General features: G+C 52.8%; 13 protein-coding genes, 1 tRNA gene, 2 rRNA genes, 4 pseudogenes and 2 riboswitches (1 of these 22 cut by a window edge). Of the genes and pseudogenes, 11 read left to right on the top strand and 9 right to left on the bottom strand.

What is annotated here, in order from left to right:
- From ASN_RS14390 to ASN_RS14415, 5 genes and pseudogenes are all read left to right on the top strand, one after another.
- Positions 1-2,045, top strand: a 23S ribosomal RNA gene (locus ASN_RS14390); it begins 696 nt to the left of the window's first position.
- A 111-nt stretch (positions 2,046-2,156) separates the two neighbouring features.
- Positions 2,157-2,272: ribosomal RNA gene (rrf, locus tag ASN_RS14395) — 5S ribosomal RNA — on the top strand.
- A gap of 29 nt (positions 2,273-2,301) precedes the next feature.
- Positions 2,302-2,378 (top strand) — tRNA-Met (locus tag ASN_RS14400).
- Between the two features lie 402 nt (positions 2,379-2,780).
- Positions 2,781-3,657: pseudogene (locus ASN_RS18980) on the top strand (Nramp family divalent metal transporter).
- Between the two features lie 213 nt (positions 3,658-3,870).
- Positions 3,871-6,084, top strand: coding sequence for a TonB-dependent receptor (locus ASN_RS14415; RefSeq protein WP_231948245.1), 2,214 nt, complete (start codon positions 3,871-3,873; stop codon positions 6,082-6,084).
- Positions 6,085-6,292: 208 nt separating this feature from the next.
- Here the strand turns inward: ASN_RS14415 and ASN_RS14425 are convergent, their stop codons facing one another.
- From ASN_RS14425 to ASN_RS14435, 3 genes are all read right to left on the bottom strand, one after another.
- Entirely contained in the window at positions 6,293-7,192 is a 900-nt protein-coding gene (locus ASN_RS14425; RefSeq protein WP_058988563.1) for a LysR family transcriptional regulator, read from the bottom strand.
- Positions 7,193-7,513: 321 nt separating this feature from the next.
- Positions 7,514-8,542 (bottom strand): methionine synthase, encoded by a 1,029-nt coding sequence (locus ASN_RS14430; protein ID WP_058988564.1) that lies wholly within the window; start codon positions 8,540-8,542, stop codon positions 7,514-7,516.
- 27 nt (positions 8,543-8,569) lie between these two features.
- On the bottom strand, positions 8,570-9,553 hold the full coding sequence (locus tag ASN_RS14435) for a DUF1852 domain-containing protein (protein WP_058988565.1): 984 nt from the start codon (positions 9,551-9,553) through the stop codon (positions 8,570-8,572).
- 380 nt (positions 9,554-9,933) lie between these two features.
- Positions 9,934-10,166: riboswitch (cobalamin riboswitch) on the top strand.
- Between the two features lie 326 nt (positions 10,167-10,492).
- Between ASN_RS14435 and ASN_RS14445 the strand changes: the two genes are divergently transcribed.
- Together ASN_RS14445 and ASN_RS14450 are read left to right on the top strand one after the other, a co-directional pair.
- Positions 10,493-11,587 (top strand): Rieske 2Fe-2S domain-containing protein, encoded by a 1,095-nt coding sequence (locus ASN_RS14445; protein WP_058988567.1) that lies wholly within the window; start codon positions 10,493-10,495, stop codon positions 11,585-11,587.
- A gap of 83 nt (positions 11,588-11,670) precedes the next feature.
- Positions 11,671-11,964 carry a hypothetical protein gene (locus tag ASN_RS14450; protein WP_231948246.1) on the top strand — a complete coding sequence of 98 codons (294 nt, stop codon included), beginning with the start codon at positions 11,671-11,673 and terminating at the stop codon, positions 11,962-11,964.
- Positions 11,965-12,470: 506 nt separating this feature from the next.
- Here ASN_RS14450 and ASN_RS14455 read toward each other — a convergent pair.
- From ASN_RS14455 to ASN_RS14480, 6 genes and pseudogenes are all read right to left on the bottom strand, one after another.
- Positions 12,471-13,901, bottom strand: coding sequence for a PepSY domain-containing protein (locus tag ASN_RS14455; protein WP_058988568.1), 1,431 nt, complete (start codon positions 13,899-13,901; stop codon positions 12,471-12,473).
- 50 nt (positions 13,902-13,951) lie between these two features.
- Positions 13,952-14,191 (bottom strand): annotated as a pseudogene (locus tag ASN_RS14460) (CbtA family protein); the annotation flags it as partial.
- Positions 14,192-14,206: 15 nt separating this feature from the next.
- Positions 14,207-14,416, bottom strand: coding sequence for a CbtB domain-containing protein (locus tag ASN_RS18990; protein ID WP_081473601.1), 210 nt, complete (start codon positions 14,414-14,416; stop codon positions 14,207-14,209).
- A 30-nt stretch (positions 14,417-14,446) separates the two neighbouring features.
- Positions 14,447-16,702, bottom strand: coding sequence for a TonB-dependent receptor (locus ASN_RS14470; RefSeq protein WP_082666704.1), 2,256 nt, complete (start codon positions 16,700-16,702; stop codon positions 14,447-14,449).
- A gap of 85 nt (positions 16,703-16,787) precedes the next feature.
- A riboswitch (cobalamin riboswitch) is annotated at positions 16,788-16,994 on the bottom strand.
- Positions 16,995-17,367: 373 nt separating this feature from the next.
- Positions 17,368-17,555 (bottom strand): annotated as a pseudogene (locus ASN_RS14475) (hypothetical protein); the annotation flags it as partial.
- A gap of 421 nt (positions 17,556-17,976) precedes the next feature.
- On the bottom strand, positions 17,977-18,975 hold the full coding sequence (locus ASN_RS14480) for a helix-turn-helix transcriptional regulator (RefSeq protein ID WP_082666706.1): 999 nt from the start codon (positions 18,973-18,975) through the stop codon (positions 17,977-17,979).
- A 157-nt stretch (positions 18,976-19,132) separates the two neighbouring features.
- Here ASN_RS14480 and ASN_RS14485 point away from each other — a divergent pair, with 157 nt between their 5' ends.
- The 4 genes and pseudogenes from ASN_RS14485 to ASN_RS14500 all read left to right on the top strand — a co-directional run.
- Positions 19,133-20,863: an ABC transporter ATP-binding protein gene (locus ASN_RS14485; protein WP_231948522.1), complete on the top strand. Its 1,731-nt coding sequence runs from the start codon at positions 19,133-19,135 to the stop codon at positions 20,861-20,863.
- Positions 20,860-22,617, top strand: a complete 1,758-nt coding sequence (locus tag ASN_RS14490; protein ID WP_058988574.1) for an ABC transporter ATP-binding protein — start codon at positions 20,860-20,862, stop codon at positions 22,615-22,617. Before ASN_RS14485 ends, ASN_RS14490 begins: the two co-directional genes overlap by 4 nt.
- 26 nt (positions 22,618-22,643) lie before the next feature.
- Positions 22,644-24,761 (top strand): TonB-dependent receptor, encoded by a 2,118-nt coding sequence (locus tag ASN_RS14495; protein WP_167541319.1) that lies wholly within the window; start codon positions 22,644-22,646, stop codon positions 24,759-24,761.
- Between the two features lie 249 nt (positions 24,762-25,010).
- A pseudogene (locus ASN_RS14500) lies at positions 25,011-25,501 on the top strand (DDE-type integrase/transposase/recombinase); the annotation flags it as partial.
- Between the last annotated feature and the right edge of the window lie 464 nt (positions 25,502-25,965).

Here is a 25,965-nt window from a genome sequence, read left to right on the forward strand (position 1 = left end):
ACACGCACTGGAGGGCCGAACCCACGCCTGTTGAAAAAGTCGGGGATGAGCTGTGGCTAGGGGTGAAAGGCCAATCAAACTCGGAAATAGCTGGTTCTCCGCGAAATCTATTGAGGTAGACCGTCAGGTATTTACCCCGGGGGGTAGAGCACTGGATGGGCTAGGGGGGCCCAAAGCCTTACCAAACCTAACCAAACTCCGAATACCCGGAAGTATAGCCTGGCAGACAGACAGTGGGTGCTAAGGTCCATTGTCGAGAGGGAAACAGCCCAGACCACCAGCTAAGGCCCCCAAATCGTGGCTAAGTGGGAAAGGATGTGGGGATTCCAAAACAACCAGGAGGTTGGCTTAGAAGCAGCCATCCTTTAAAGAAAGCGTAATAGCTCACTGGTCTAATAGAAACCCTGCGCCGAAAATGTAACGGGGCTCAAGCCACGTGCCGAAGCTGTGGGTGCATATCTATGATATGCGCGGTAGCGGAGCGTTCCGTAAGTCTGTGAAGGAGACGGGGTGACCCTCTCTGGAGATATCGGAAGTGCGAATGCTGACATGAGTAGCGACAAACAGTGCGAGAAACACTGTCGCCGAAAGTCCAAGGGTTCCTGCGCAAGGTTAATCCACGCAGGGTTAGTCGGCCCCTAAGGCGAGGGCGAAAGCCGTAGTCGATGGGAATCAGGTGAACACTCCTGAACCTGTCAGAAGTGACGAATGCAAGATGTTGTCAGTCCTTAATGGATTGGACTGGCTTTTTGCGCATTCCAGGAAATAGCTCTGGCGTATAGACCGTACCCGAAACCGACACAGGTGGACTGGTAGAGAATACCAAGGCGCTTGAGAGAACGATGCTGAAGGAACTAGGCAAATTACTCGTGTAACTTCGGGATAAGCGAGACCCGTTGGTGGGCAACCATTGGCGGGTGGCACAGACCAGGGGGTAGCGACTGTTTAGTAAAAACACAGGGCTCTGCGAAGTCGAAAGACGACGTATAGGGCCTGACGCCTGCCCGGTGCCGGAAGGTTAAGAGGAGGTGTGAGAGCACTGAATTGAAGCCCCGGTAAACGGCGGCCGTAACTATAACGGTCCTAAGGTAGCGAAATTCCTTGTCGGGTAAGTTCCGACCTGCACGAATGGCGTAACGACTTCCCCGCTGTCTCCAGCATCGGCTCAGCGAAATTGAATTCCCCGTGAAGATGCGGGGTATCCGCGGTCAGACGGAAAGACCCTATGAACCTTTACTGCAGCTTTACAGTGGCATCAGAGACATTCTGTGTAGGATAGGTGGGAGGCTTTGAAGCGGGGGCGCCAGTTCCCGTGGAGCCATCCTTGAAATACCACCCTGAATTTTTCTGATGTCTAACCGCGGTCAGTTAGCCTGATCCGGGACCCTGTATGGTGGGCAGTTTGACTGGGGCGGTCGCCTCCCAAAGTGTAACGGAGGCGCGCGATGGTGGGCTCAGGCCGGTCGGAAACCGGCTGTTGAGTGCAATGGCATAAGCCCGCCTGACTGCGAGAGTGACAGCTCGAGCAGAGACGAAAGTCGGCCATAGTGATCCGGTGGTCCCGCGTGGAAGGGCCATCGCTCAACGGATAAAAGGTACTCTAGGGATAACAGGCTGATCTCCCCCAAGAGTCCACATCGACGGGGAGGTTTGGCACCTCGATGTCGGCTCATCACATCCTGGGGCTGGAGCAGGTCCCAAGGGTTCGGCTGTTCGCCGATTAAAGTGGTACGTGAGCTGGGTTTAGAACGTCGTGAGACAGTTCGGTCCCTATCTGCCGTGGATGTTGGAGACTTGAGAGGATTTGTCCCTAGTACGAGAGGACCGGGATGAACACACCTCTGGTGCACCGGTTGTCGCGCCAGCGGCACCGCCGGGTAGCTAAGTGTGGACGGGATAACCGCTGAAAGCATCTAAGCGGGAAACCCACCTCAAAACTAGGTCTCCCCAAGGGCCGTGATAGACCATCACGTCAATAGGCCAGGTGTGGAAGCGCAGTAATGCGTGTAGCTAACTGGTCCTAATCGCCCAATAGGCTCACTCTCTTACCGTTCCCTTAAAAGAACGGCCCGTGCACAGAAATCATCCATGCAAAACGTCATACTTCATCATACCCAACCGTCCACACCACCCCAACTCAAGGGTGATTTGGATGACCTGGTGGCCATGGCGGGGAGTGATCCACCCGATCCCATCCCGAACTCGGCCGTGAAAACCCCCAGCGCCTATGATACTGCGGCTTAAGTCGTGGGAAAGTCGGTCGCCGCCAGGTCTTCCAAATCACCCTAAAATCACCACAAACGCGGGGTGGAGCAGCCCGGTAGCTCGTCAGGCTCATAACCTGAAGGCCGCAGGTTCAAATCCTGCCCCCGCAACCATGAAACACCCTCAAAACCCCGCTAAGTCCCTGACTTGGCGGGGTTTTTTGTTGCGCCCAACACGACACGCCTATCAAATTCCTCATTATTTCAAGGGTTTAACGCCGGTAGGTTCAAATCGGGGTCCATGATACCCGCAACCAACTGCTCCGTACGCAGGCGTAAATCGGCGTGCTCCGGCGTACCGGGGCGTAATCGCGCGCAGGAGAAAGAGCGGGGAGGGGAGAGAGTGACAACCTAACAGCTAGCTTGCTGGGAAGAATTGTTTCTGTCTGGGAGATATATTCCAATGAGGATAGAATAGTAAATGCTATATATAGGATTATCTACATGATAATTTTGTATATACTTTTTAATATAGCATATTGCATATAGTCGAAGTGTACGATCTACTGCGTCATCATGGCCCATCGCACTCACGTCAGCACTCCGTCTCCCGTCTCGAAACCTAGAGCCTCGCGCTTTGCCAAGCTGACGGAAACCGACAGTAACAGCCTGCCGGAAGCCTTTGCCACGGTGCATTTGCCGTCTGGCGACCATCCTGACTCCGGCGCTTTCTGGCCTTCGTGGGGCCGGGTTACATGGTCTCGGTCGGCTATATGGACCCCGGTAATTGAGCGACCGATCTCCAGGGCGGTGCGCAGTTCGGCTACACCCTGCTTTCCGTCATCATGCTGTCGAACCTGATGGCGATCCTGCTCCAGGGCCTGTCAGCTCGGTTGGGTATCGCGACCGGGCGGGATCTCGCACAGGCCTGTCGCGACCATTTTCCACCGGCCATCAACATCATGCTGTGGCTGGCCTGCGAACTGGCCATCATCGCCTGCGATCTGGCCGCAGTCATCGGCACGGCCGTGGCGCTTCAACTCCTGTTCGGGATTCCTTTGCTTGCGGGCGCCGTGATCTCGGTGCTCGATACTTTTATTGTCCTGTTCCTGATGAACAGGGGCTTCCACTATCTGGAAGCCTTTACCATCGGGCTTCTGAGCATCATTGCCATTTGCTTCGCCGTTCAGGTCGTGGCGGCAGCCCCGCCTCTGGCGGGTATCGTGAAGGGTTTCCTTCCGTTGCCTGAGATCGTGACCAATAGCCAGATGCTGTACATCGCGAGTTGCTGCTGTTCAGCCAAGTCATTCTGTCGATACAACTGCCCTTCGCCGTCATTCCTCTGGTCCTGTTCGTCTCCGACCGCCGAAAAATGGGCGAGTTCGTCATTTCCAAGAAACTCGCCGCGCTCTCGTGGATCGTGGCGGTTGTCATTCAGGTTCTCAACTTCTAACTGCTTTTCGACACGATTTCCTAGGCTCAACCGCCCTCGGGGCACCCTTCACAGAAGAACCATATCCTCATGCTCACCTCGAAATATAGCAAATGCTATTCCTATAAGCACAGGCATTCCGGGGAGAATTCCGGTCATAAATGCATCCGACTTCGCGCGAGTTCACGCGCTATGCTGTGTTCCTGCGTGGCTGCGGGACTGAGCTGGTTCTGCATGAACACGGCAACGGCTGATGAAACTATCGCTCTGGGTACGGGCACTATGACCGCCAAGCCCGCATCAGCGACGCAGAATGTCGAATCTGCCCGCCACGAGAGAAAAAAAAGCGCACGGAAGAAGGCCACACCGTCTGGAAAATCGGCTCCGACCGACTCAAGCGTCCCTGAGCACATCAATGTCGTCGGCCACCTTAACCAGGAGCGCGCGCGCATTTTCCCCGGCTTGGGAGCTGTCGACTACCACATCGACCAGCATCAGATTACTACCACACCAGGGGGACAGAATGCGGCCTTCAGCCAAATCCTTCTGCGTGTGCCTGGTGTCGTGCTCGACAGTTACGGCGAGGTCCATGTGCGTGGAGAGCACGGGGGTCTCACTTACCGCGTCAACGGTGTGCTGCTGCCCGAAGGACTGAACGGCTTCGGGCAGGAACTCGATACCCGCATCATCCAGTCGGTGGATCTACTGACCGGAACCCTGCCAGCACAGTTCGGCTTCCGCACAGCAGGGGTGGTGGATGTGACCACCAAGACCGGCGACAGCCTGAAGCACAACCAGGTCTCGCTTTATGGCGGGAGCTACAACACGTTCGTGCCGTCCGTGCAGCTTGGTGGCCAGCATGGAAAGCTGGATTATTTCACCACGCTGTCGTTCACCCGTAACAATATCGGCATTGAAAACCCGAGCGATACCTTCCGAGCCGTTCATGATGTGACGGAGCAGGAAAAAGCCTTCTCCTACCTGTCCTACCATATTGACGATGTCAGCAGGGTGACGCTGCTCACCAGCGCCTCCTATGCGGATTTCGAAATTCCCAATTCGTTCAAGACATTCGATGTGAACAGCCCCGACTATACCACCATTTATGATGTGGCCGGCGTGAATCCTCATGATCCGTCAATGAACTGGGCGAAGATGAATGACAGCCAGACGGAACAGAATTACTACGCCGTGCTCTCCTATCAGCGTACAACGGACAAGCTGAACTTTCAGGCATCACCCTATTTCCGTTATGGCCGGATCGATTACACGCCCGATCGCGATCGTGACCTGATTTATCAGGGTGTTTCCGAACATGAGGTCAACGACTTCACAACCGGCGGCATGCAGTTCGATCTGTCATACGAGGTAGCGCACCACCATACGTTGCGGGCCGGTCTTCTGGGGCAATACACGTCCGAACGGCTGGATACCAATACGTTGGCCTTTCCCGTCGATGCGCAAGGAAACCAGAGTTCGAATGTACCGGTGCGCCTGATCGACAACACAGGCAACTGGTCGGTCGAGGCCGGGGCGTATATCCAGGACGAATACAAGATCACCCATAATCTGACGTTCAATTATGGTATCCGTTACGACCGGTTCGCGTCTTCCTTTGGCAACGAGGGACAGTTGAGTCCCCGTGCGAACATGGTCTGGAAACCGACACGAACCACGACCCTTCACATCGGTTATTCGCGCTATTTCGCTCCACCTTCACCCCAGTATGTCTATCCATCAACATTGGCCAAACTCGTAGGCACAACCAATGCTGCAGCTAACCTGATCAATGACGCGACGAAGGTCGAAAAATCAAACTATGTGGATGGGGGCATTCTTCAGCGCATCACACCCGAGTTCCAGATCACACTCGATGCCTACGCCAAATGGGCGCACGATCTCACCGATCTCGGACAGTTCGGCCGTGCGGTGATCCTGGCACCATTCAGCTACAAACGTGGCCGGGTCTACGGTGCCGAATTCGGAAGTTCATGGAGACATGGGCCATGGTCATTATTCGGGAATTTTTCCTACGTAAAAACGTCGGCTCGTGATATCAATTCCGCACAATACCAGTTTGATACGGCTGAGCTGGCCTATATCAAGAGTCACGCCATCCAGCTTGACCATCAGGGAGAATTCACCGCGACAGCCGGCGCTTCGTGGACCACGAAGCACGATATGGCCTATGTCGATTTCGTCTATGGTTATGGCCTGCGTAGCGGCTTTGCGAACCTTGAGAAAGAGCCGGAATATGACGTGTTCAACATTGGCTACCAACACACCTTCACAAAGGTTCCATTCGGACACGACATCAAGGTGCGGGCTGATGTCGTTAATCTGTTCGACAAACGCTATCAGCTCAGGAACGGCAGCGGGGTCGGAATCTATCAGGCACAATATGGCCAGCGGCGTGGAACGTTTTTCTCAGTTGTTTCGGAGTTCTGACCGTTCATCACCGTATGGTTAGTATTCTCAAGCGAATGGAAGATAATAAGGGGCCCCATGTCTGCTCTCTGGCAACGCAGATCGAAGGTCAAATGGCTGAGGTGAGGCGTAAACGGAACATCGGTATCGAAAGGAAAAGAGAGAAACCGGACATCGTAAAAAAGCAGAGACGCGAAGACATTCTCAATGTGAATTTCGGAAACAATCCTTAATGATCTGAATGAGGTGAAGCGGCGAATTCGATAAAATCTCGCAGATATTGAATCTCTTCGTCAGTTTCGCGGCGACCAAGAAATATCTGTTTCGCAATGCCTTTTTTGCCAAGTTTTACAGGGTAAAGTTCAAAGCGGGAGGCATACTCTTCCACCAGCCAGCGCGGTAGCGCTGCGACGCCTCTTCCATGGGTCACCATCACCAGCATGATGTCCGTCGTCTCAATCTGCTTTTGCTGCCGTGGGCCAATCCCGGCTGGTTGCAGAAACTGCATGTAAATATCAAGCCGTTCTGACGGAACGGGATAGGTAATCAATGTTTCATCTGCAAGCTGCTCCGGCAATACGAACTTTTCCTCACGTAAAGGATGTTCGGGACCAACAGCCAGAACGAGTTCATAATCAAAAACCGGTGTGAACGTCAGGCCGGGTTTGTAAAGCGGATCAGGTGTGACCAGAATATCAACTTCATTACTGAACAGCGCGCCAATCCCACCAAACTGGAACTTCTGTCGCACATCCACATCAACCTTCGGCCATCTATCTAAATAGGGAGAGACCACCTTCAGGAGCCACTGATAGCAGGGGTGGCATTCCATGCCGATGCGTAGTGTACCACGCTCGCCATTTGCGAATTGTTCAAGGCGATTTTCTGCAAGTTCAAACTGCGGAAGCAGACGGTTCGCCAGTGATAACAGCCATTCCCCTGCCTGGGTGAGCACGAGTGACCGTCCCTCCCGCCGCCATATCTTTACGCCGAGCTGCTGCTCGATCTTGCGGATAGAATGGCTGAGCGCTGGCTGGGTCAGATTCAGCCGCATTCCGGCGGCTGTCAACGAGCCCTCTCGTGTGACTTCCCGAATGATTGTCAGATGACTACGCTCCAGAATACTCATGTCTCGTCCAATAAATGCACAAAATTCATATAATGATAAAAATATATCATTTCAGTTCATTTTTATAAACGCTTATCGTGACGCTTCTGCGCGATCCATTCGGATAGTTTCCCATGGTTTCGACTGACAACTACCGCTTTCTTCGTTCTGGATTTAAAGGCGGCCTCAATCTTCCGCCTGAAGCCTTCAGGAAAAAAGTGGGCGCTGCGCCTCTTTCCGCCTGACATGACTGACACACTAAAAAGCAGGCTGTCGGAAGAGCGCACCGACGTGGTTGTCTCTACGCCTCTTCCACCACCGAAATCCCAATCCAGCGGTCTCTCAGACCGAGAGCTCTTTGCGAACAATTTCCACGCCTGCGCCTAAGGCGTTGAGTTTGCCTCGCGCCACTTCGCGCGACAAAGGAGCCATACCGCAGTTGGTGCAGGGATAAAGCTTGTCGGCATCGACAAACTGAAGCGCCTTTCGCAAGATGTCAGCGACCTTCTCGGGCGTCTCAATGGTATTGGTTGCCACATCAATAGCGCCGACCATGACCTTTTTTCCACGAATGAGTTCAATCAGATCCATCGGAACGCGGGAGTTCTGACACTCCAGTGAAATCAGATCGATATTGGATTTCTGCAGTCTGGGAAAGATCTCTTCATATTGTCTCCATTCCTGACCAAGAGTATTTTTCCAGTCAATATTGGCTTTGATGCCATAGCCGTAGCAGATATGGACTGCGGTTTCGCATTTCAGTCCTTCAATAGCTTTTTCTAATGTTGCGATACCCCAGTCGTTCACCTCATCAAAGAAAACATTGAAGGCGGGTTCATCAAACTGGATGACATCGACGCCAACCGCCTCTAGCTCTTTGGCTTCCTGATTGAGGATTTTGGCGAAGTCCCAGGCCAGTTTCTCGCGACTTTTATAGTGGCCGTCATAAAGTGTATCGATCATGGTCATAGGGCCAGGCAGCGCCCACTTGATGGGCTTCTTCGTCAGTGTGCGTAAAAACTTCGCATCCTCGACAAAGACTGGCTTCTCACGCGTCACGGTGCCTACGACTGACGGCACACTTGCATTGTAGCGGTTGCGAATTTTAACCGTCTGACGGTTTTCGAAGTCGACACCACTGAGATGCTCAATAAACGTCGTGACGAAATGCTGACGTGTCTGCTCACCATCGCTGACGATATCAATTCCGGCACGATCCTGATCGTCCAGGGTCAGACGCAGCGCATCTTGTTTACCCTCGATCAGTTCCTCATCCTGCAATTTCCAGGGTGACCAGAGCGTCTCGGGTTTGGCAAGCCATGAAGGTTTGGGCAGGCTGCCAGCCGTTGAGGTAGGGAGCAGTGTTTTCATAAGGGATGGCCTTGTGTTTCTGATTGATCAAACGGCGTAACTGGCAGACCACTGCTCAAGAACATCGTGATACGGCTTGATGAAATTCTCTTCCGTATATTTCCCCTGTGCGGTCGCCAGCTGGCTGCGCTCCTCGCGATCGTAGACAATTCGGGTATTTGAATAGTCCTGATTCTTCAGGCTCGGCTGATAACAATCGGCAGCAGCAGAATTGGCATTGTAAATTTCAGGACGGTAAACTTTCTGGAAAGACTCCATCGTGCTGATGGTGCTGATAAGCTCAAGAGCGGAGTAATCAGACAGCAGATCGCCGGAGAAATAGAACGCCAATGGTGCCATGCTATTGGGCGGCATAAAATAGCGAACCTGCATTCCCATTTTTTTAAAATAGTAATCCGTCAGGGAAAATTCGCGCTGCTGATATTCAATACCCAATACAGGATGCTGATTTTCTGTCCGACGATAGATCCGATTGGTTGAGACACTAAGGCATATGACAGGGGATTTCCTGAAATTATTTTTGTATGCCGTGGAATTCACAACGCTCTTAAAAAGATTTCCATGCAAGTTCCCGTAATTATCAAGAACGTTAAATTCTGTCTTATCTTTGTTATATTTCGGTAGCAACACGCTGAAGTCATAGTCCCGCACATACGAGGAAAAACTGTTCCCTGCGAGACCTTCTATGCGCTTGTTGGCTTTTTTATCGACAATCGTCGTGTTCAGAACTTCGATCAGCGGAAAGCTGTCGCTTTTGCCAGAAAAATCGATATCCATGTCGACGGAAATGATTTCAAGCTCGACGGAATAGCGATCCCTATTGGGGTTATCCCAATGGGCCAGATCATTGAAACGATTGTCAATCATCAGCAGGACATTACGCAGGTTTTCCTGACGGCTTTCCCCTCTCGCCAGATTGGCGAAATTGGTCGTGAGGCGCGTCTTATCGGATGGATGATAGTTCTCATCAAAGCGAAGTCGATTGATACTGAATGTAAAGTCCTTAATCATTATGGTTCTTCATCCCTTTTACCACGAAAAACCAGATTTTTATTTATGGGAATTCGAGGGGGTCCCAATTTTTGTTTCCAGTTCTCTCAGGTCGTGGTCATCGTCATGTGCGCTGGTAAGAGCGGTGTCTGCTTTATGCCCGAATGATACAGTGAACAAAAATGATTTGATTTCATAAAAACATAAATATCGTTCATGGGTTGATGGAAGCAAAGTTTTACCCGGAGGAGATAAAGCCAGAGACACTATCAATGTGGCGCTTGTTTTCCGGCGTGTCGGCGAGCTAGACGGACGTTCTACATGCGAAAAACTGATATCTGCCTTCTGCCCCATCCATGATGTTCCAGCTTGCACGCTGGATGCGTTTGGCGGCATGTTACAGAGGCAAACGCTTCAATGGTCCCGCGCAAGCGGGTTAATAGGGAACTCCGTCACGCACTGGTCAGACGACCGTCCAGGCGCAAAGTCGGAGGCTGCTCCCGCAACTGTAGGCGGTATGCCGCTGGTTCGTTCGCTCTGAACGTGGACCACTGTTCCCATAGGGGACGGGAAGGTTGGAACCAGTTGGCCATGATCCGTGAGCCAGGAGACCTGCCATTGCTCAGCCACCAACCATCGGGCGGGATGACCGAAGGGAGGAGAGAATATATGCCTGTCTGCCTCATGCCTCGGTCGTTCCTGATGAATCAGGCGATGGACTCTTTTCAGGCCAGGGTTTTTCCCCCATCATTTCTGGCCGATATACGAATGACGCTTTTGTGCTGCAGACAGCATTGATCCGTTAGACACTTGAGATTCAGTCACCGGACAATGACCCATTCTGTCCGGTATTGGTAACGGGTACACTTGCTCAGAGAAACTGTGAGAGACGGTATGACGCTCTATGTCGGGGTGTTGCTTCGTTTCGCTTTGCGCTGAGCCAGTTGAAATGCCGAGGCAATGGAAAACGAGCTTCACCAAATTTCAGACCATTCAGTGTGCGCGGCACAGATCGATTTAAGACGAGTCAGAACCAATCCGGACTTCTGGTATCCTGTCGCTTGGTCCCGTGAATTGGGACGGGAAAAGGCAATCGATGTCCGGTTTGCAGGACGGCATATCGTCGTCGTGCGTCCCAGAAGCGGTGTGCCTTACGCTCTGGATGGCCTGTGCGCCCATCGGCAGGTTCTGCTCGCAAAAGGAGAGGCCCATGGTGATCTTCTAAGCTGTATCGCTCATGGTTTGAAATATAACCGAGACGGACAATGTGTTTCGCCCAATGTTTCTGCCGAAGCGCAATGTCTGCGTCTCAGGACTTGGGCCTGTCGAGAAAAAGATGGGCTCATTTTTGTTTTTATGGGGGATCAGTCTCTTGCGGACAAAACCCCATTCCCTGACTTTCCAAGGGTGAGAGACAGAAGTTACCGCACGCGGCGCTTCGGCCAGGTGGTGAACTGTCATTACAGTTTCATGCATGAAAACCTGATGGATATGAATCACCAGGTTCTGCACAGCCGACTTGTCGGCAAAATGAAGCCACGGTTTCTGGGAATGGATCACGGAGATGATTTTGTTGAGGCCCGTTACACGTTTGCACGAACGGGCGGCAAGCAGCCTTTGAGTGAGGCGCTGATTTACGGCCAGAGACGCCGTGACGGTCGGGATTTTGCCTATCGGGACGTCATGACCATCAGGACACAATATCCCTATCAGAGCCTGCGTATTGAAACGCAAGGGATTGAGGATCCCGTGATGGAACTGTGGATCTCGTATCTCCCGCAGGACCGTGAGGAGCTGACCAACCGTGTCTTCGGTCTGTTGTCGATCAAACGACTGAAAGTGCCTTTTTTACTGGATATTGCCTGGCCAATAGTGGTCGCATTCACGGAGCGCGTCTTCTCTGAAGATCGCGAGATTGTCGAGTTGGAACAGGCCGCCTGGAAAGACCTCGGCGGAGATCACAATCAGGAAGTCTTCCCGGTTATCAAACAACTTCGCGATTTGCTCAGGCGGTGTGGTCAGATGCCAAAGAGCGCAGAAGAGGCCGACCCATGAGATTGCCTATTATCGCGCGGTCTTCTCATGTTCTTCATCCTTTGCTTGAGAAGATCCTTCTTCTGGCACCGGATCGAACCTGTGTGGTTTCCCTTTTGGGAAGTGATGTGTCTTTGCCAGAAGAAGAACAATTGCAGCAGAATGGTTATGAACTGTTTCAAATGATGGTGGCCGATTTACCAATCACGTATCACGAACGCGGCAACTATCTGGAAGCACATTTCAGGCCGCTTCTGGACGCGGCGATGGAGATGATAATGGCACTTCCCGATATATCAGCAGACGCATCAGGGAAACATTACGCGCAAGCCTATATTGCGGTCCAGAACCTGATCGGGGCGCAAAAAGCCGCGATGAGCATGTATTGTCGCACATAGCACCGGACTATTGATGTCATGATCTCGTTGTCCTGAATTTCCGTTGTTCCGTTAGACGAAGTTTGCCGCCAGCAAGTGGACACAGGCTAGACGTATGATTGTTTAAAGAATTCGAACTAATAGGAGACAGGCCGTGAGTAATGTCATGGATTTCCCCGTTCAAAGCGGGGCCGCCAGACCCTATCTGGGCGCAAAAGATCTCACAAAAGAACAATGCCGATTCATCCTCTCCCTTCCGATAAGTGGCGAGTATGGTGTCCCCAAAGGGGATCATGGTAGCATTCGTGCATCATTGATATTGATGGGATATGTGGCCGCCGGATTTTCCGCGCGGTGGGGAAGCGCGGCGGCGCGTCTTACGCGTAGAGGATGCAACTTGCATCGCAAATTGCTATCAGATGGTATTCTATGACGGAGTAAATAGAATATTTCAGACAAGATATTATCATTTATCACTAAAACTTATTATTCATTAGAAATGATATTTCTCTCGTTTATTTGAACATTTACCGGCGCTTTATAAAACCGAGACGTCTCATACCGATCGTGACGCTGGTTATATAAATGCTCAAAACACAGCACAGGGTGGGGAATATCACCATCAAACGAGCAGTAGGAGACCGCAACCACGACCAGAAGTCCATGTTGTGCGGTCCATACACCCACCAGCGGGACTTTTGTGCCGCACTGTCGAAAGCGGTGATCACTTCTCCCGTTCGTGCGTCAAGATAAAAGAGCGTTCCGTTTGCAGCGGCCATACGAATGACAGGGAAATGACGCGTGTGCGTGGGGCGATTGAAATAGTACAGGTCTGGGGATGCCAGAAAGGTGGCTGATGCCCCTAACTCTGTTGTTGTGAGCAGAGACGGCGACAACTGGGCATCAAGCCGTTTGTGATTGCCAACAGAATCAGTAACGGCCAAGAAGATATGCCCTTTTAGAAACGCACTGCTTACGTCTGTCCAGTCAACCGTATGTAGACGGACGATACGGTTAAGAACTGCGAGGATTTCCTCGCCCGTCACACTTCCTGTCACATGCACGGCCGAACGCGCTTCTCGCTCGCTTGCAAAAACGCCGCCTGGATTCATGGTGAAAAAACCTGTAGTGATCCAAGACAAGGCAAGAAGGCCAAACATCATGCCGCCAAGATGATGGGCAAGATGCCAGCGACGATAATACGAAAATGGCCATCGACGTCTCAGACGTAAAAGGCCGATGGAAAGGCCGGTTGCTGTCAGAAACATTCCTATTCCCGCCAGCAAGATGACGGTCCATTTCCACATCAGAGGATTGCGTCGCAATATGGCAGGATAAAGCCAGTGTGGGATTGCACCCATCCAGGACCATGCGCGCGAACTCGTATCAGTCGCCTGCACTACATCCCCCGTCAATGATGATATATAGACGACAAGTCCTTGCGGACCTGAAAAGCGAAATCGTTCAAAACCAGTCAGTCTACCGGGAGTATCAAGCACCCACTGGTCATCCGTGGTCGTACCAGTGAAAACAGGCGGACTTTGCACCCCAACGGAGGATGCGTAAGCCGCCGCATTCATACTGGCATCGTTTGGTGTGATGGATCCCGCTCTTCCTGTCCTCAAATCAATGCTGACAGGCGGACCAGAAATAGGAACGAGGGTGAGAACTGGTTCGGAACCGGTCATGCTGAGGCGGAACGACTGGAAGCGTGCCCCATACTCGTTCAAGGCGTTAATCAGGGGCAGATGTGTAGGCAGATGGAAAAGACCATGTACTTTTTCAGCTGAGACACGATCTGGGGTAGGCCAAGGCTGCCACAGCATCACCATCCCTGAAAGGCACCACGACATCATGAGTATCCCCATGCTGATCCCCAGCCAGCGATGGGTGATATAAAGAGTTCTGAGCAGGCGTTTGCGAATATAATGATGCACAGAAATTGTCACGGCCGTCACGATGAGGCCTCAAGCACACGTGCGACCATAGGCGCACCCGAGCTGCACCGAAACAGACCGCCATAGGCTGCGCCGTACATTACAATCGCGGTCAGCAACCCCCATCCTGCCTGCACCGCGCGGCTCACCAGTTCCGGTTCGGCCGGTTCATGCGCCAGAGCGGCCTGATGAGCCTCGTAGGCAATGGACAGGTTCACCTGCGATTCACCGAAGATCCGCGCAAAAAGGAAAGCGAGCAGCGCGGCGAGTATCCCAGCGAACATGCCACGGGGCAGCAGGCGATCCATCACGTTCTCAGATCCCCGTCAGTGACACGGGAAACCGAGGAGATGGCGTCCATCATGGACGAATTCATGCACCATGTGACCGGAGACGAGGGACGTCGCGCCCTGTTCCGCACCAACGAAATAAAGCAGCAGGGCGAACAGGAGCGTTCCGAAAACAGCCCAAGGCAGCAGGGACTTCACAGGGATTGGCGCTGCTGCGGAAACCGGAGGAAGAGTGCAGGTGGTAATGGATGATTACTCCTTATGGCGGGCAGGCTATCAGAAACCAGCCTGAACACTGATAGAAAAAGACCGGGGCGCACCCAGAAGCACCTGATCGGGATAGCTGGTGTCCGCCCACTGGATGAAGTGCTTGTTGCCGATATTGTCGATACGGCCATACACGGTCACACCCTTGTAGGTATGCCATGCGGCGAAAACATTCATGAGCGCATAATCCTTCAGGGTCAGGGTATTGGCGTAATCACCCTTGCGGGAAGAGACGTATCGCATGCCTGCGCCCAGATCGAGGGGCAGACCCTGCACACGGGACCAGATAGCCCACAGATTGGCGGTGACGGCCGGTACGTCCGGAACCTGATTACCTGACGCATCGACCGATGCGCTGGGATGGAAGGAGCCGTAACGTGAATAGGTATAGGCGACATTGCCGGAGAGGCTCCAGTGGCGATCGAGAATCAGATCGCCCTGCCATTCCAGTCCGCGCGATTTCTGCGCACCGGCCGTGGCCACCGTATCGACGCCGGTTGCGACGAGCATGCGGGTGCGTCGGATATCGTAGAATGCCAGTGTCGTCGTGAAGCGGCCATCCCACGCATTCGCCTTGATGCCGATCTCACCCTGCCTTGAATGGCTCAGACGCGTGAACTGGCCACGGTTGGCGAGGAACAGATTGGAGCCCGGCGGGTCTTCTCCTGTTGTATAGACCCCATACACGCTCACATTTTTGGTGATATCGAATACGGGACCGATACGGAAATTGTCGGGATTGTAGTGTCCCTTGAAGCTGGTGGCGGCGCTGTAACTGCCATCCTGATTGTAATTCTGCCGGTTCAGCGAAAGCCAGTCGTACCGAAATTCCCCGACAAGCCGCAGATCGTCGCGAATGGTCAGCACGTCTTCCATGAACAGCCCGGCCTGCACCATGGTCGTGGGGGATTTCTTGTAGGGATATTCCCCGGCGAAGTCTCCCAGTCCTGTCTGTTCAGGACTGGCGAGAGAAACGCTGTCGGCATAATCCGCGTTGGGAAAACCACGGTTGCGGATAAAGCGAAGATAGTAGGCATCGCCGCCGAGAATGAAGCGGTTCTTCATGCCAAAAATTGTGGAATCGAACCGGGCGTAGAGACTGTCGCCGACCTGATGCTGGTTCTGGAAAACGTAGAATCTGTCGCGTCCGATGCGGCCCGGTGCAATCGTGTTTCCACTTGCGTCTGTGCTGCCGGCAGAACTGATATAACTGAGGCTTTCGGCGTTGTTCCACAGACGTTTCGAATAGATGAAGTAGCTGCTGTTATGGATCAGGATGTTTGGTGTGGCCTGCCATTCCAGATGAAGCGTTGGCGTGGCGTTCACCGAACTCGCCTGTGCATTACGCACATTATAATAACGCCATATCGAGACTTTGGTAATGCCAAGCCCTTGTGAGGAACTGAGCAGACCGCCCACACGTCCCCCTGTCTGCGACAGATTGACCAGCGGTGTGCCGTAATAGGTGGAGAGGCGATCGGTCAGATAATCCATGCTCAGCCGAGCAGTGAATTTGTCCGTCGGCTTCCACAGAAGGGTTGTCGTGAAATCGTTCGAGTGAGGGTCAGCCCCTTTCACATAGCCATCTGAAGATGTACGACTGAAATCCGTGCGCAGAGCCAGTGTTTTAGTGATTGGCACTGAACCACCGATCCCGGCATTCCATGTATTAAAGCTGCCGTAGGACAGCAGGGCATTTGCATGCGGTGCATCGAAGGCGGGGTCACGGGTTCGCACATCTTCCGTACCGCCAACCGCACCCTGCCCATAAAGAACGGAGGATGGCCCCTTCAGGATCTGCACGCTTTCCAGATTGAAGCTGTTCTGAGGGCGGTTCACCATTGTGGTGGGACCGAAATAGATCCCGTCCCGCAGCACGAGGATCTGATTGCCGCTGAAGCCTCGCATCAGGAGCTGCGCAGGGCTTCCGGGCGAACCGCCAGATGTCACGCCGGGCGCGCTGTCTGCAGCGTCCTCGGCCTGGGCATAGCCACGCTGCATCATCAGGTCATGTGAAACGACATTGATGGTGGCGGGAGAATGCTGAATGGACAGACCCAGCTTGCCAGCGATGGCCGGAGCTGTCTTGAGCGTCGGGGTCTTGCCATAAGACGTTATCTCTTCGGGCGCGCCATTCCAGAGAGTGGACGGTTTCTTAAAGGGCTGTGCTTTTGCCTTCTTGGTTTGGACTGTTGCGGCACAAACAGACGAAACACAGCCAACACTGATAACTAATAGGCCAAAGACGCGGGGTACGGCACGCACGACAATTGCTCCGACAGGGCGTCACCGCGGTGGAAACGACCGAGCATCGTTTCGCCCCCGACACACCCCGTTCGGCAGCTCCGTCCGTGACTTTCACGCTATGGCAGGTCTCCTGGCTTGCTGGTCATCGGCAGGTTGGAGCCTTCCCGTCATCAATCGAAGATAACAGTGGCGTTTGTTCCGACAGCCTCACAGCATACAGTTGCGGGGGCAGCACCGGTATTGCACCGGTTTCCCTCTTAGCCTTCCATGTGGCAAACACACGGAAAGAACCATGGCTGGTTGTCTCTAGACAGGAAACAGCGGGTTCTTGTCAACAGAAACAACCTGTTTCCAGTTCTCGATTGTGAAAAGCAGTCTATGAATTCAGGTTCTGACACGAGAGGAAAAAGAATGGGTTTGTAACGGTTTTGTGCCGGTCAGGAAGTGATTATGCCACTCCTGCTTCGAAAGCGGGAAGGCTGCTTCCTACCTAAACTTGGTCGCGGGAAATCACGCTAGCTGTGTCCGCTATGCAGAAACGGCATCCAGCAATTTTATGCCCAGAATGTCGGCAGAAGCTGACATAGCCCTGGATGCATGAACTTTATGCTTTATGAGGGTAGGGGCCTTTATTTCAGTAGGAGGTCATGCGTGTGCCGAAAAAAGTTCATTAAAACAGCCTATTAATCTTGCTTTGCTCTCAACTTGCGGTTGCCGCAAGCTGAGAACCAATCCTGTCCCCGCACCATCTGAATTTGCGATGCGAACGCATCATGAACACCAGTCCGGAAACGGGCGGGGTTTTCGTTTGTTCGCTGCCCGACGCAACCGTCATGATGCCGACGAGATTGCCACGCACATTGATCTGTAGTTCCAGCTCTTCGCGCCGCATATTCGTCCGGTTGTCGCAGGTGCCCTCGTTGCTTGCCGTCGAGCAGCCGAGTAAGGTGCGGGAGATCATGGAGTACCCTCGCATCCATTCCATGGCGGATTGTCGTTGCCTCGAAAACGAAGCATATTTTCCTGCAAGAATTTAATGAGGTCAGACATGACTGTTCTGCGGCTGAACCACATTACTTTGGCAGTCAGAAGATGGTTGCTTGCTTCGGGACGGTTTGTCTCACACTCTGATCGACCACGGTAGACTGGCAGGCAATGCAGGAGGGCGAATGGGAGGAAACCATGCAAAATCTCAAAGGAAGGCCGAGCTTGCCAGTGCATGCTGCGCCAAAAGTGCCGTCGCTGAAGATGGTCTCGCATCCTTTTGGTCTTTGATGTGACGGAACATATAACTATGGTAAACCCGACATAGGCACCTTGGATGGGCTGATACCAAACTCTCTTTTGAAGAGTTTTGCAAAGTGCGAGCTGTTTGAATATCCAACCTGTAAAGCGACGTCTGTTACGCTTGTGGTTTGGCGCATAAGTAAAGATTTAGCCCTATCCATGCGAATTTTTTGTAAAAACCCATAGGGACCGTTCTGATAGTATTTTTGAAATCCGTCTTTTAAACGCTTTTCGGAGAGACCGACCCGTTCTGCGAGCATTTTGATTGTCCATGGCTCGGCGAGGTGGGTGGTCAGTAACGCGGCGGCTTCACGGATACATGCTTCGTAGCGACCCGCCTGGCGCCATAGTGCTGCTTCCTTGTCGCTGTCGAAAGCTTCCAGCACTTCATCCAGCAGGCACAGTGAAAAACCTTCCAGCATAAGAGAGCGTCTGCCATCTACTGCTGCCGACCGAAGTGTCCGTGCTGTAGCACCTAGCGTGAATGTGCGCGAGAGGCGCGCCATCCAACACGCGGCTTTTCCTATAACTTGGACAGGTCTGTCGTGGGATGTCGCCTTGGCAAGAAAACCGGGCATGAGCTGTTCTAGTAGATCAAAGCTCACCCTAAGTTCCAGCCCGCTGAATTTCTGGCCTGCTGTTAACCCAAAAGTTGTTTCCCCGGCTGCCAGATTACAGGCAACAATTACGTCTCCCGTCTGGTAGTTCAAACGCGGGGACGGTGCGTGATCGCTGCGATGCCGGAAAGTGCCGTAGGCGAGGCCTTCAGTAATAAGGACGATAACAAGCTGAGGGGAGGCGGAAAAAGTGCCCATGAAATCTCTGCGCGCATAGAGGTCGAACACACCTAGCTCCAGCCCCTCCCTAAGAGTGAAGGTGCGCATCCGGCCTTGTAAGGCCGCTTCCCGGCCGAGTTTGTCCACGTCCTTGTAATAGGACGGAGAAAACGCATGAGCCTGCTTCATTTGCGTGCGTGAAACACGCGATAAAATCTCTACGGACATGAGCGCTATGGCCTCAGGATTAAAAAATAATAAGAATGATTATCAATTACAGGACCGGATCGCAATGGTTTGGTTCGATCGCGGTAGCGAGAAGCGTCAACTCCGATCATGACGGGAGGTGCCTTTCCACCTGCCGGAACAGACCAAAGCCCTGCACATGTCCTGTTGTTCATCTGACTGCTTGAGTATTTCGGATTATATAAATCGGTATAAACCACGGTTTTATGTAGTCAGTGTTTTTTCTGTTCTGACAGCCCTGAGCGCGCTTATCCCACTTGTTGTTCTAAGCCAGCTTTTTCGTTCTCTTCCTGCCCAGTCGGCTACGCGGATTGCGCTGTTTCTGCTCCCCGCCGTTTTTCTGCCGTTTCTGTGTCAGGGGGCAACATCTGTGCTCTGCCACAGGTTGGCATTTGATGTGGTCAGGGATTTACGTAGGGCTATTTTAAATCTCACACAAAGACTTCCGGCTGATTATACGGCCAGTCACAGAGCAATGTTAAAAAAACTGGCGCTTGATGACAGTGCCGAATTTGAGACGGCCATTGCGCATACTTTCCCCGATACAATTATCAGCCTTGTGACAGTTGTGGTCAGCCTGCTTTTTCTGGTGGTTATTTCCCCAGTCATGGCTTTGGCCAGCGTCGGACTATTGCCAGTAGCCGCATGGGCCTGGCGGCAGATCGGGCGTGTTGCCTCTGGCAATGGTCGGGCATGGCATCTTGCTGATGTCAGAATCAACCAGAACATCATGGCCTGTCTGGAAGGGCTGATGACCCTCAAGGTTTTTAACAGATCCCCGAGTTCCCTGCCTCCACTGACAGAGGCATTGCAAGATGTGGCGCATCTGGCGTGCGATATGACGCGCCGCTCCAGATGGAGCTATGTCATGGTGTTTATGTGCGTTGGCACAAACCTGCTTCTGGTGCTGCCATGCGCAATCATCCTGCACATGACGCATGGTCTTGGCCTGCCTGATTGCCTGTTTTCCATTTTGCTTGGCATTGGGCTGATGACGCCACTTCAGCGTCTTATGTTTGTTTCAGGCACGCTTCCACGCCTGCGCGCAACATTGGAGCGCCTTAACGCACTGCGTGCAGAAAGCACCGCGCAACCCGCAGCACTGCATCCATCAGTGACGGTTCAGGCCGACAGATACTACGATGTTGTGTTTGAAAATATCAGCCTTGAACGCTCTGAAAATGAGAATGTGCTGACGTCTTTCTCGCTAACATGTCCTGCGGGGCAGGTAACGGGCATTGTTGGGGCCAGTGGGGCGGGGAAAAGTACGCTTTTGCAGCTTGCTTCAGGTAATCTCAAACCAACATCCGGCCGTGTTTTGATTGGCGGTCATGATCTTGAAACACTTGTGCCGCAAGCTATTGGGCAGCTGATTTGCCCGGTATTCCAGAATCCTGTGCTTCTTGGGCACTCCCTTGCGGATAATCTTCTTCTGTATCGCCCGGACCTTGCTGAAAGTGACATTACTGATGTTCTGGCCGAATGTGATCTTTCTGGGTGTGTCAAACGCTTTGGGTTGCACGGACCGATCGGGCGGAACGGAGCCCGTCTTTCTGGGGGGGAGCGTCAAAGGTTGGCCATTGCACGGGTTCTGGTCAGTCGGGCTCCCGTTATTCTTCTTGATGAACCAACAGCTTTTGTTGACCCGGAACGTGAGTTCCATATTCAGAAAGCTCTTGCGCGTGCGCTTGAGGGGCGTACGATCCTTATTGTCGCGCATCGGCTTGCAACTGTGCGTGAGGCCGCGCAGATCGCAGTTATGGAGCATGGGCACCTGACTGCTCTGGGGCGCCATGAAGACCTCATGGAAAAATCAGCACTTTATGGAACCTATGCCCGTCACCAGTTTGGCGATGGAGCCATGCCATGAAGGGATACTACAAGGTTCTGCTGCGCACCCTTATTGCAGACCCCGCGTTGCGCGCTGGGTTTGTGTATGGCTTGGCATCCTCTGTGGCTGAAGCGGCAGGCTACGTCCTGTTACTGCTCAGCGTGCAATGGATGGCCGAGGGGCGTAGCAGTATCACATGCGCACTGATGATCCTGTTAGGTCTGGCCGTAGCTTTTGGCCTACAAGCGCTGTTTCGCGCCCAGGGGTTGGTGCAAGATTTTACCGGCACGTATCGTGCCATGTCACAGATCAGGCTGCGCCTGCTTGATCATCTGATGGCGCTCCCGGCCCAGCGGCAGTTGCCAGACGAAAGCGCCAGGCTGCTGGACCTCATGACAAGCCGTTTTGCTGCTGTGCAAGATATTTTCACCCATCTGTGGGGCATTGTCATTCCCGGTATGGCTTTACCCGCTCTGCTTCTTGTCCTGATTGGGTTCCTTTCAGTTTCTGCTGCCGCTGTTCTGGCGCTCAGTTTACCGGCTGTTATTGGCATGATGCTGCTGGCATTCCGCCTGCTGGATAAGGCCGATGCCGGTCTTGCCTCTGCACAGGAAGCTTATGCGCAGGCTACACTGACGCTTTTGGAAGGTGCCGGTGAGATCCGTTTTTTTGACACACAAGGGCAGATTTCCTCTCGTGCAGAGGCGGCAACGGACAGCCTGAAAACAGCCCAGATGGCGCTTGAGGTGGCTCCTGCACCTGCCATTATGGGGTATGCCCTTGCCGCCCAGACCGGAATGGCTCTTGCCATTGGCGTGCTGGTCATGAGTTTTCAGCAAAAAGGTCTCTCCGCTGGTGCTGTTTTTGCAGCCATTATACTGACCTACCGCTTTACCCGCTGTGTTGTTGAATTGGCAGGCCAGGTTGCTGGGCTACGTTTTGCGAGGAATACACTCCACCGTATGAGCCAGATTATGGTGCGACCCAACATGACCCAGGCTGAAAAAGTTGCGGAGCCGGAGGGGTACTGCCTGCATTTTTCAAATGCCTCGGTTCTTTTTGATGCAGATAATCCCTCTGCTGGTGGCCTTGCCCCGATTGAAGGAACAATCCGCCGAGGTACAAAAATTGCACTTGTTGGTATTTCAGGTTCTGGCAAAACCACACTCGCACATTTGGCTCTTCGCCTGCAGGACGTTGGTGCAGGAGCTATTACAATAGGTGGGGTGGACCTGCGGGGCATGGACCGCAGTATGCTTGGCCAGAGCATTACTCTGGTGCCGCAGGACGTGCACTTTTTTGAAGGAACAATATCCGACAATATCCGCCTTGGTTGCCCTACGGCCTCTGAGGCGGCAGTGCATGATGCCATCAAACAAGCCCATGCTCATGAGTTTATTCAGCAGCTGCCTCATGGCCTCAACACAGAAATCAGGGCTGCCGCAACTGCGCTTTCCGGCGGAGAGAAGCAGCGCCTCGCCATAGCGCGTGCACTGCTTATGAACGCACCTTTACTGGTGATGGACGAAGCAACCTCGCAGCTTGATACGATGAGCGAAGCTGCCATTCGCAGCACCCTACAGCACATTGGGGGGGATCGCACAGTAATCACAATTGCTCACCGCCTGTGGATTGCACAGGACGCCGACGAAATCTGGGTGATGGAGAACGGTCACATCGTGGAGCGTGGCACGCACAAAGCCCTCATGTCTTTCAACAGCACCTATGCTCGGCTCTGGCACGCACAACAGCGCCCCCGGTCATGGGTTGCTCCCAATGCCCCACTGAACTGACCCTTACTCTCTTTGGAAAACAAGATATGTCTTACTTTAACACTCACACATCAGCACGGTGGCATCAGAAACTTTATAAAGGCCTTATGGCTGGCGGGGTTCTTGTATCCTGTTCTGCGCAGGCAGAAACAATAGCGGCCAAAAACAACACAAGTGCGCCAAAAGCCGCAAAGGAACATCTGGAGGTCGTTGGTGTCCGTCAGCCTCGGCGGCTGGACCAGACGGGCACAAGCGGGCAGTTTGCAACGGGCACACAACTCCGCCAGAAACAGGTGTGGGAGACAAATGATCTGGCGCGCGTGTTACCGGGTGTGCAGATTCAAAACTCGGGGAGCTTTCTTTTCCCCGCCATTACAGTGCGCGGTATTACCTCGGCGCAGGACCTCTATCATCCAGCTACAACATTTTATGTAGATGATGTTCCCGTGCTTCCCATTAACGCTATGCAGTCTCTTATTGGTATTGAGAGCGTGCAACTGCTGCGCGGACCACAGGCGGCCCTGTATGGCCAGAGTGCTGAAGGCGGCGTGATTGATATTGCAACGCGCCAGCCCGGTCCGCGTGCCCATGCCTCGTTCGAGGCCGGGGCGGAAAGCCGTTATGGTTACCATGTAACCGGCACGGCAGACGGCAGTCTGATAAAAGACTGGCTTTATGGCTCCATTGCCCTGACTTCTCAGGAGCAGCAGGGCAATGTGAGCAATCCGTCCACGGGTTCCAGACGTCTTGGTGGTTTTGAAAGCCGTGGAGGGCGCGCCACGTTGCGACTTGCGCCAACCGACCAGCCCTGGGAGTTGGCCTTTGCTGTTGATGGTTCCTGCAGTTACGGGAGCCAGGATGTTTATGTGGGCTTCAACAATTTGCGCGATCGTAAAATTGCAAGTGTTGTGCCGGGCACTCCCGACCCGCGTCTGAGCCGGTGTGGGCATGACGAATCTCTACACGGCGCCTATCATTTTGATGGGTGGAAACTCAGTGTCATAGCCTCATGGCAAGACAGCGATATTTCGCGTTCGTTCCCTTACTATTCGTATGTTTCTACCCAACCGGAGCAGTGGAGCGCTAATACGCAGGAACTGCGCTTTGGTACAGAAGGCAAACATCGTTTTTTTGACGTTGTAACGGGGTTTTATCATCAGACAACATATCAGGATCGTACAAGCCAGACGGCCGCTTATGTTCCAAGTTACATTCCCTACCCACTGACCGCATCGCATAACCGTGCGGAAACAGTGGCCCTTTATGGCAATGCTTATTGGCATATTTTGAAAAATCTGGATCTGGGGCTAGGTGGTCGTCTCTCGCGTGATATGTCCAGCATAGCGTTCAATTCGACCTATGGCGGGCAAACGCTTTATGCGGGCAATAAGAGCCGCAATCAGAACATGAGCCTCGGTAACGTTTCTCTCGATTATGAAGCTTTGCCGGGCTGGCATCTTCATGGCCGGGTCAGTCAGGGCTACAAGCCTGCCGGGTTTAACTACGCCCCAACAAGCATTGCAGATGCAACATCCTACAATCCGGAACGGGAGCTGAGTTACGAGATAGGGACGGTGTACCGACATAAGAAATTCTTTGTAAGGGTGGGGTATTTTTATAATCACTTACAGAACGAGCAAGTCTATGTTGGTCCGGCAGGCTACCAGACAATTGCCAGTGCCGCACGTGCACATGCCAGTGGTGTGGAAGGGGAGATTCAGTGGGAGTTCAGACCCGGTTGGATTATTGGGGCAGATGGCAATAGAACAATCTCAAAGTTCGATAGCTTTAATGATGGCGCAGGCAATAACTATGCTGGCCTGCGTATGCCTTACGTTCCTGAGTTTATGGCTGCGGGGCATCTTTCAACGCGGTTTCAAACGGGTTTTGGGCGTATTGAACCCGGATTGGATTTGCGTGTAACTGGCCCGCAGTATTTTGATATTGCCAACCAGCTAAAACAGCCTACGTACACACAGCTAGACCTAAGAACAACTTGGTCTTTCGGGAGCCGTTACGAGGTAATGGTTTATGCGAACAACGTAACCGACAAACTATACCGTACCTATGCCTTTACAGGGCCTGCGGGAAATGTGGCGCAGATCAGTTTTGGCAGAACTGTCGGCTTCAACCTTAAGGTTGCCATCGGAGATAACTCCAAATAATGAGAGCCGCCGCTACCAAAAATGGTTCAGCCCCTTTGTTCAACATCGGGGTTATTCCCTCTATTTGGGGTGTTTACATAGCGCAAGGCGTACTGGGCGGGCTTACGTTTGCCAGTCTGGTTCGACAGTCAGTCTGATCTCAATCCGGCCAGGCTGGTCTTCATCGACGGAACCGCCGTCTCGACAAAGATGGGCCGTTTGCGGGGCGGTCACGTCGTGACACGTGATGTCAGACGGCAGATGGAGAACGATAGATGCTCCCGCTCGGTCCATCTGGCCGTCTATGACGCGGAGAATGCCAATAATTCCGTCGCTTTCCTCAAAGCTGTCAAAACCGTCTTTCCGTTCCGGATCACCCATATTCTAACCGATCGTGGCTCCTGCTTTACGGCGGATGCCTTCGAAAAAGCCTGTCAGGACATGGGAATCGACCGACGCCGGACCAAAGCTTACTCTCCTCAGACCAATGGAATGGTCGAACGCTTCAATGGCCGTGTCACGACAGAGGTGTTGCCGGTCTGTGTCTCAAGCCATAAGGATCTGGAAATTCTACTCAGAGGCTTCTGTTTCGCTTACAATTATCGCTCGCAGCGTGTTCTGGGTGGCGTATCTCCTCATGGCTTGAAAAACATTCCGCGTCCCGTAATCCTGATCACATCAAACAGGCTAGTCGTGACATCATGAAGCAGGTCGACAAAATCCTCGATTATGCCAATGACGTCTCACAACCTGACAGCTAGTCACTTTCTCTGGAAAGACATGTTTGTGCGCCCAATTATGACTTTTTTATGAACAAGAAACTAATTTCTTGTCTTTTCTGACATAAACACTCTGTAATCAGGCGGAAACATGACCTTTCCTCTTCTCGCTTCAAAACAGAGGACAGGTTTCGCTGACACGCAGCATGATAAAGGTGTGAAAGATGACGGATACTGTTCTTTTTGGCCTCCCACTTTCACACGATACGCACAGTCTCCTCAAAGCGTCTTCTTCCACTCCTGTAGACCCTGTGTCTGGGGTTTTTACTGACGGCGGCCCTATAAACTCATCGCTCGATTATTTCGGGACGAGTCCAGCGGCCCTAAAATCCATTGAATCTTTCCTTTCAAAGAATGGAGGCATCTCTCCTGAGAGTAGCACCGCATTATCGTCCTCCCTTCTTAATAAGCACGAGGCGCTTTCCTCTGTTGTCTCGGGAACAAAA

Source organism: Acetobacter senegalensis (assembly GCF_001499615.1).
GTDB lineage: Bacteria > Pseudomonadota > Alphaproteobacteria > Acetobacterales > Acetobacteraceae > Acetobacter > Acetobacter senegalensis.

What these genes read in the sequence shown, in the direction of transcription:
- ASN_RS14490 (WP_058988574.1), top strand. Translation starts at nt 20,860, where the DNA reads ATGAAGGGATACTACAAGGTTCTGCTGCGCACCCTTATTGCAGACCCC.
- ASN_RS14425 (WP_058988563.1), bottom strand. Translation starts at nt 7,192, where the DNA reads ATGAGTATTCTGGAGCGTAGTCATCTGACAATCATTCGGGAAGTCACA.
- ASN_RS14435 (WP_058988565.1), bottom strand. Translation starts at nt 9,553, where the DNA reads ATGATTAAGGACTTTACATTCAGTATCAATCGACTTCGCTTTGATGAG.
- ASN_RS14430 (WP_058988564.1), bottom strand. Translation starts at nt 8,542, where the DNA reads ATGAAAACACTGCTCCCTACCTCAACGGCTGGCAGCCTGCCCAAACCT.
- ASN_RS14485 (WP_231948522.1), top strand. Translation starts at nt 19,133, where the DNA reads ATGTCCTGTTGTTCATCTGACTGCTTGAGTATTTCGGATTATATAAAT.
- ASN_RS14480 (WP_082666706.1), bottom strand. Translation starts at nt 18,975, where the DNA reads ATGTCCGTAGAGATTTTATCGCGTGTTTCACGCACGCAAATGAAGCAG.
- ASN_RS14415 (WP_231948245.1), top strand. Translation starts at nt 3,871, where the DNA reads ATGAACACGGCAACGGCTGATGAAACTATCGCTCTGGGTACGGGCACT.
- ASN_RS14445 (WP_058988567.1), top strand. Translation starts at nt 10,493, where the DNA reads ATGGAAAACGAGCTTCACCAAATTTCAGACCATTCAGTGTGCGCGGCA.
- ASN_RS14495 (WP_167541319.1), top strand. Translation starts at nt 22,644, where the DNA reads ATGTCTTACTTTAACACTCACACATCAGCACGGTGGCATCAGAAACTT.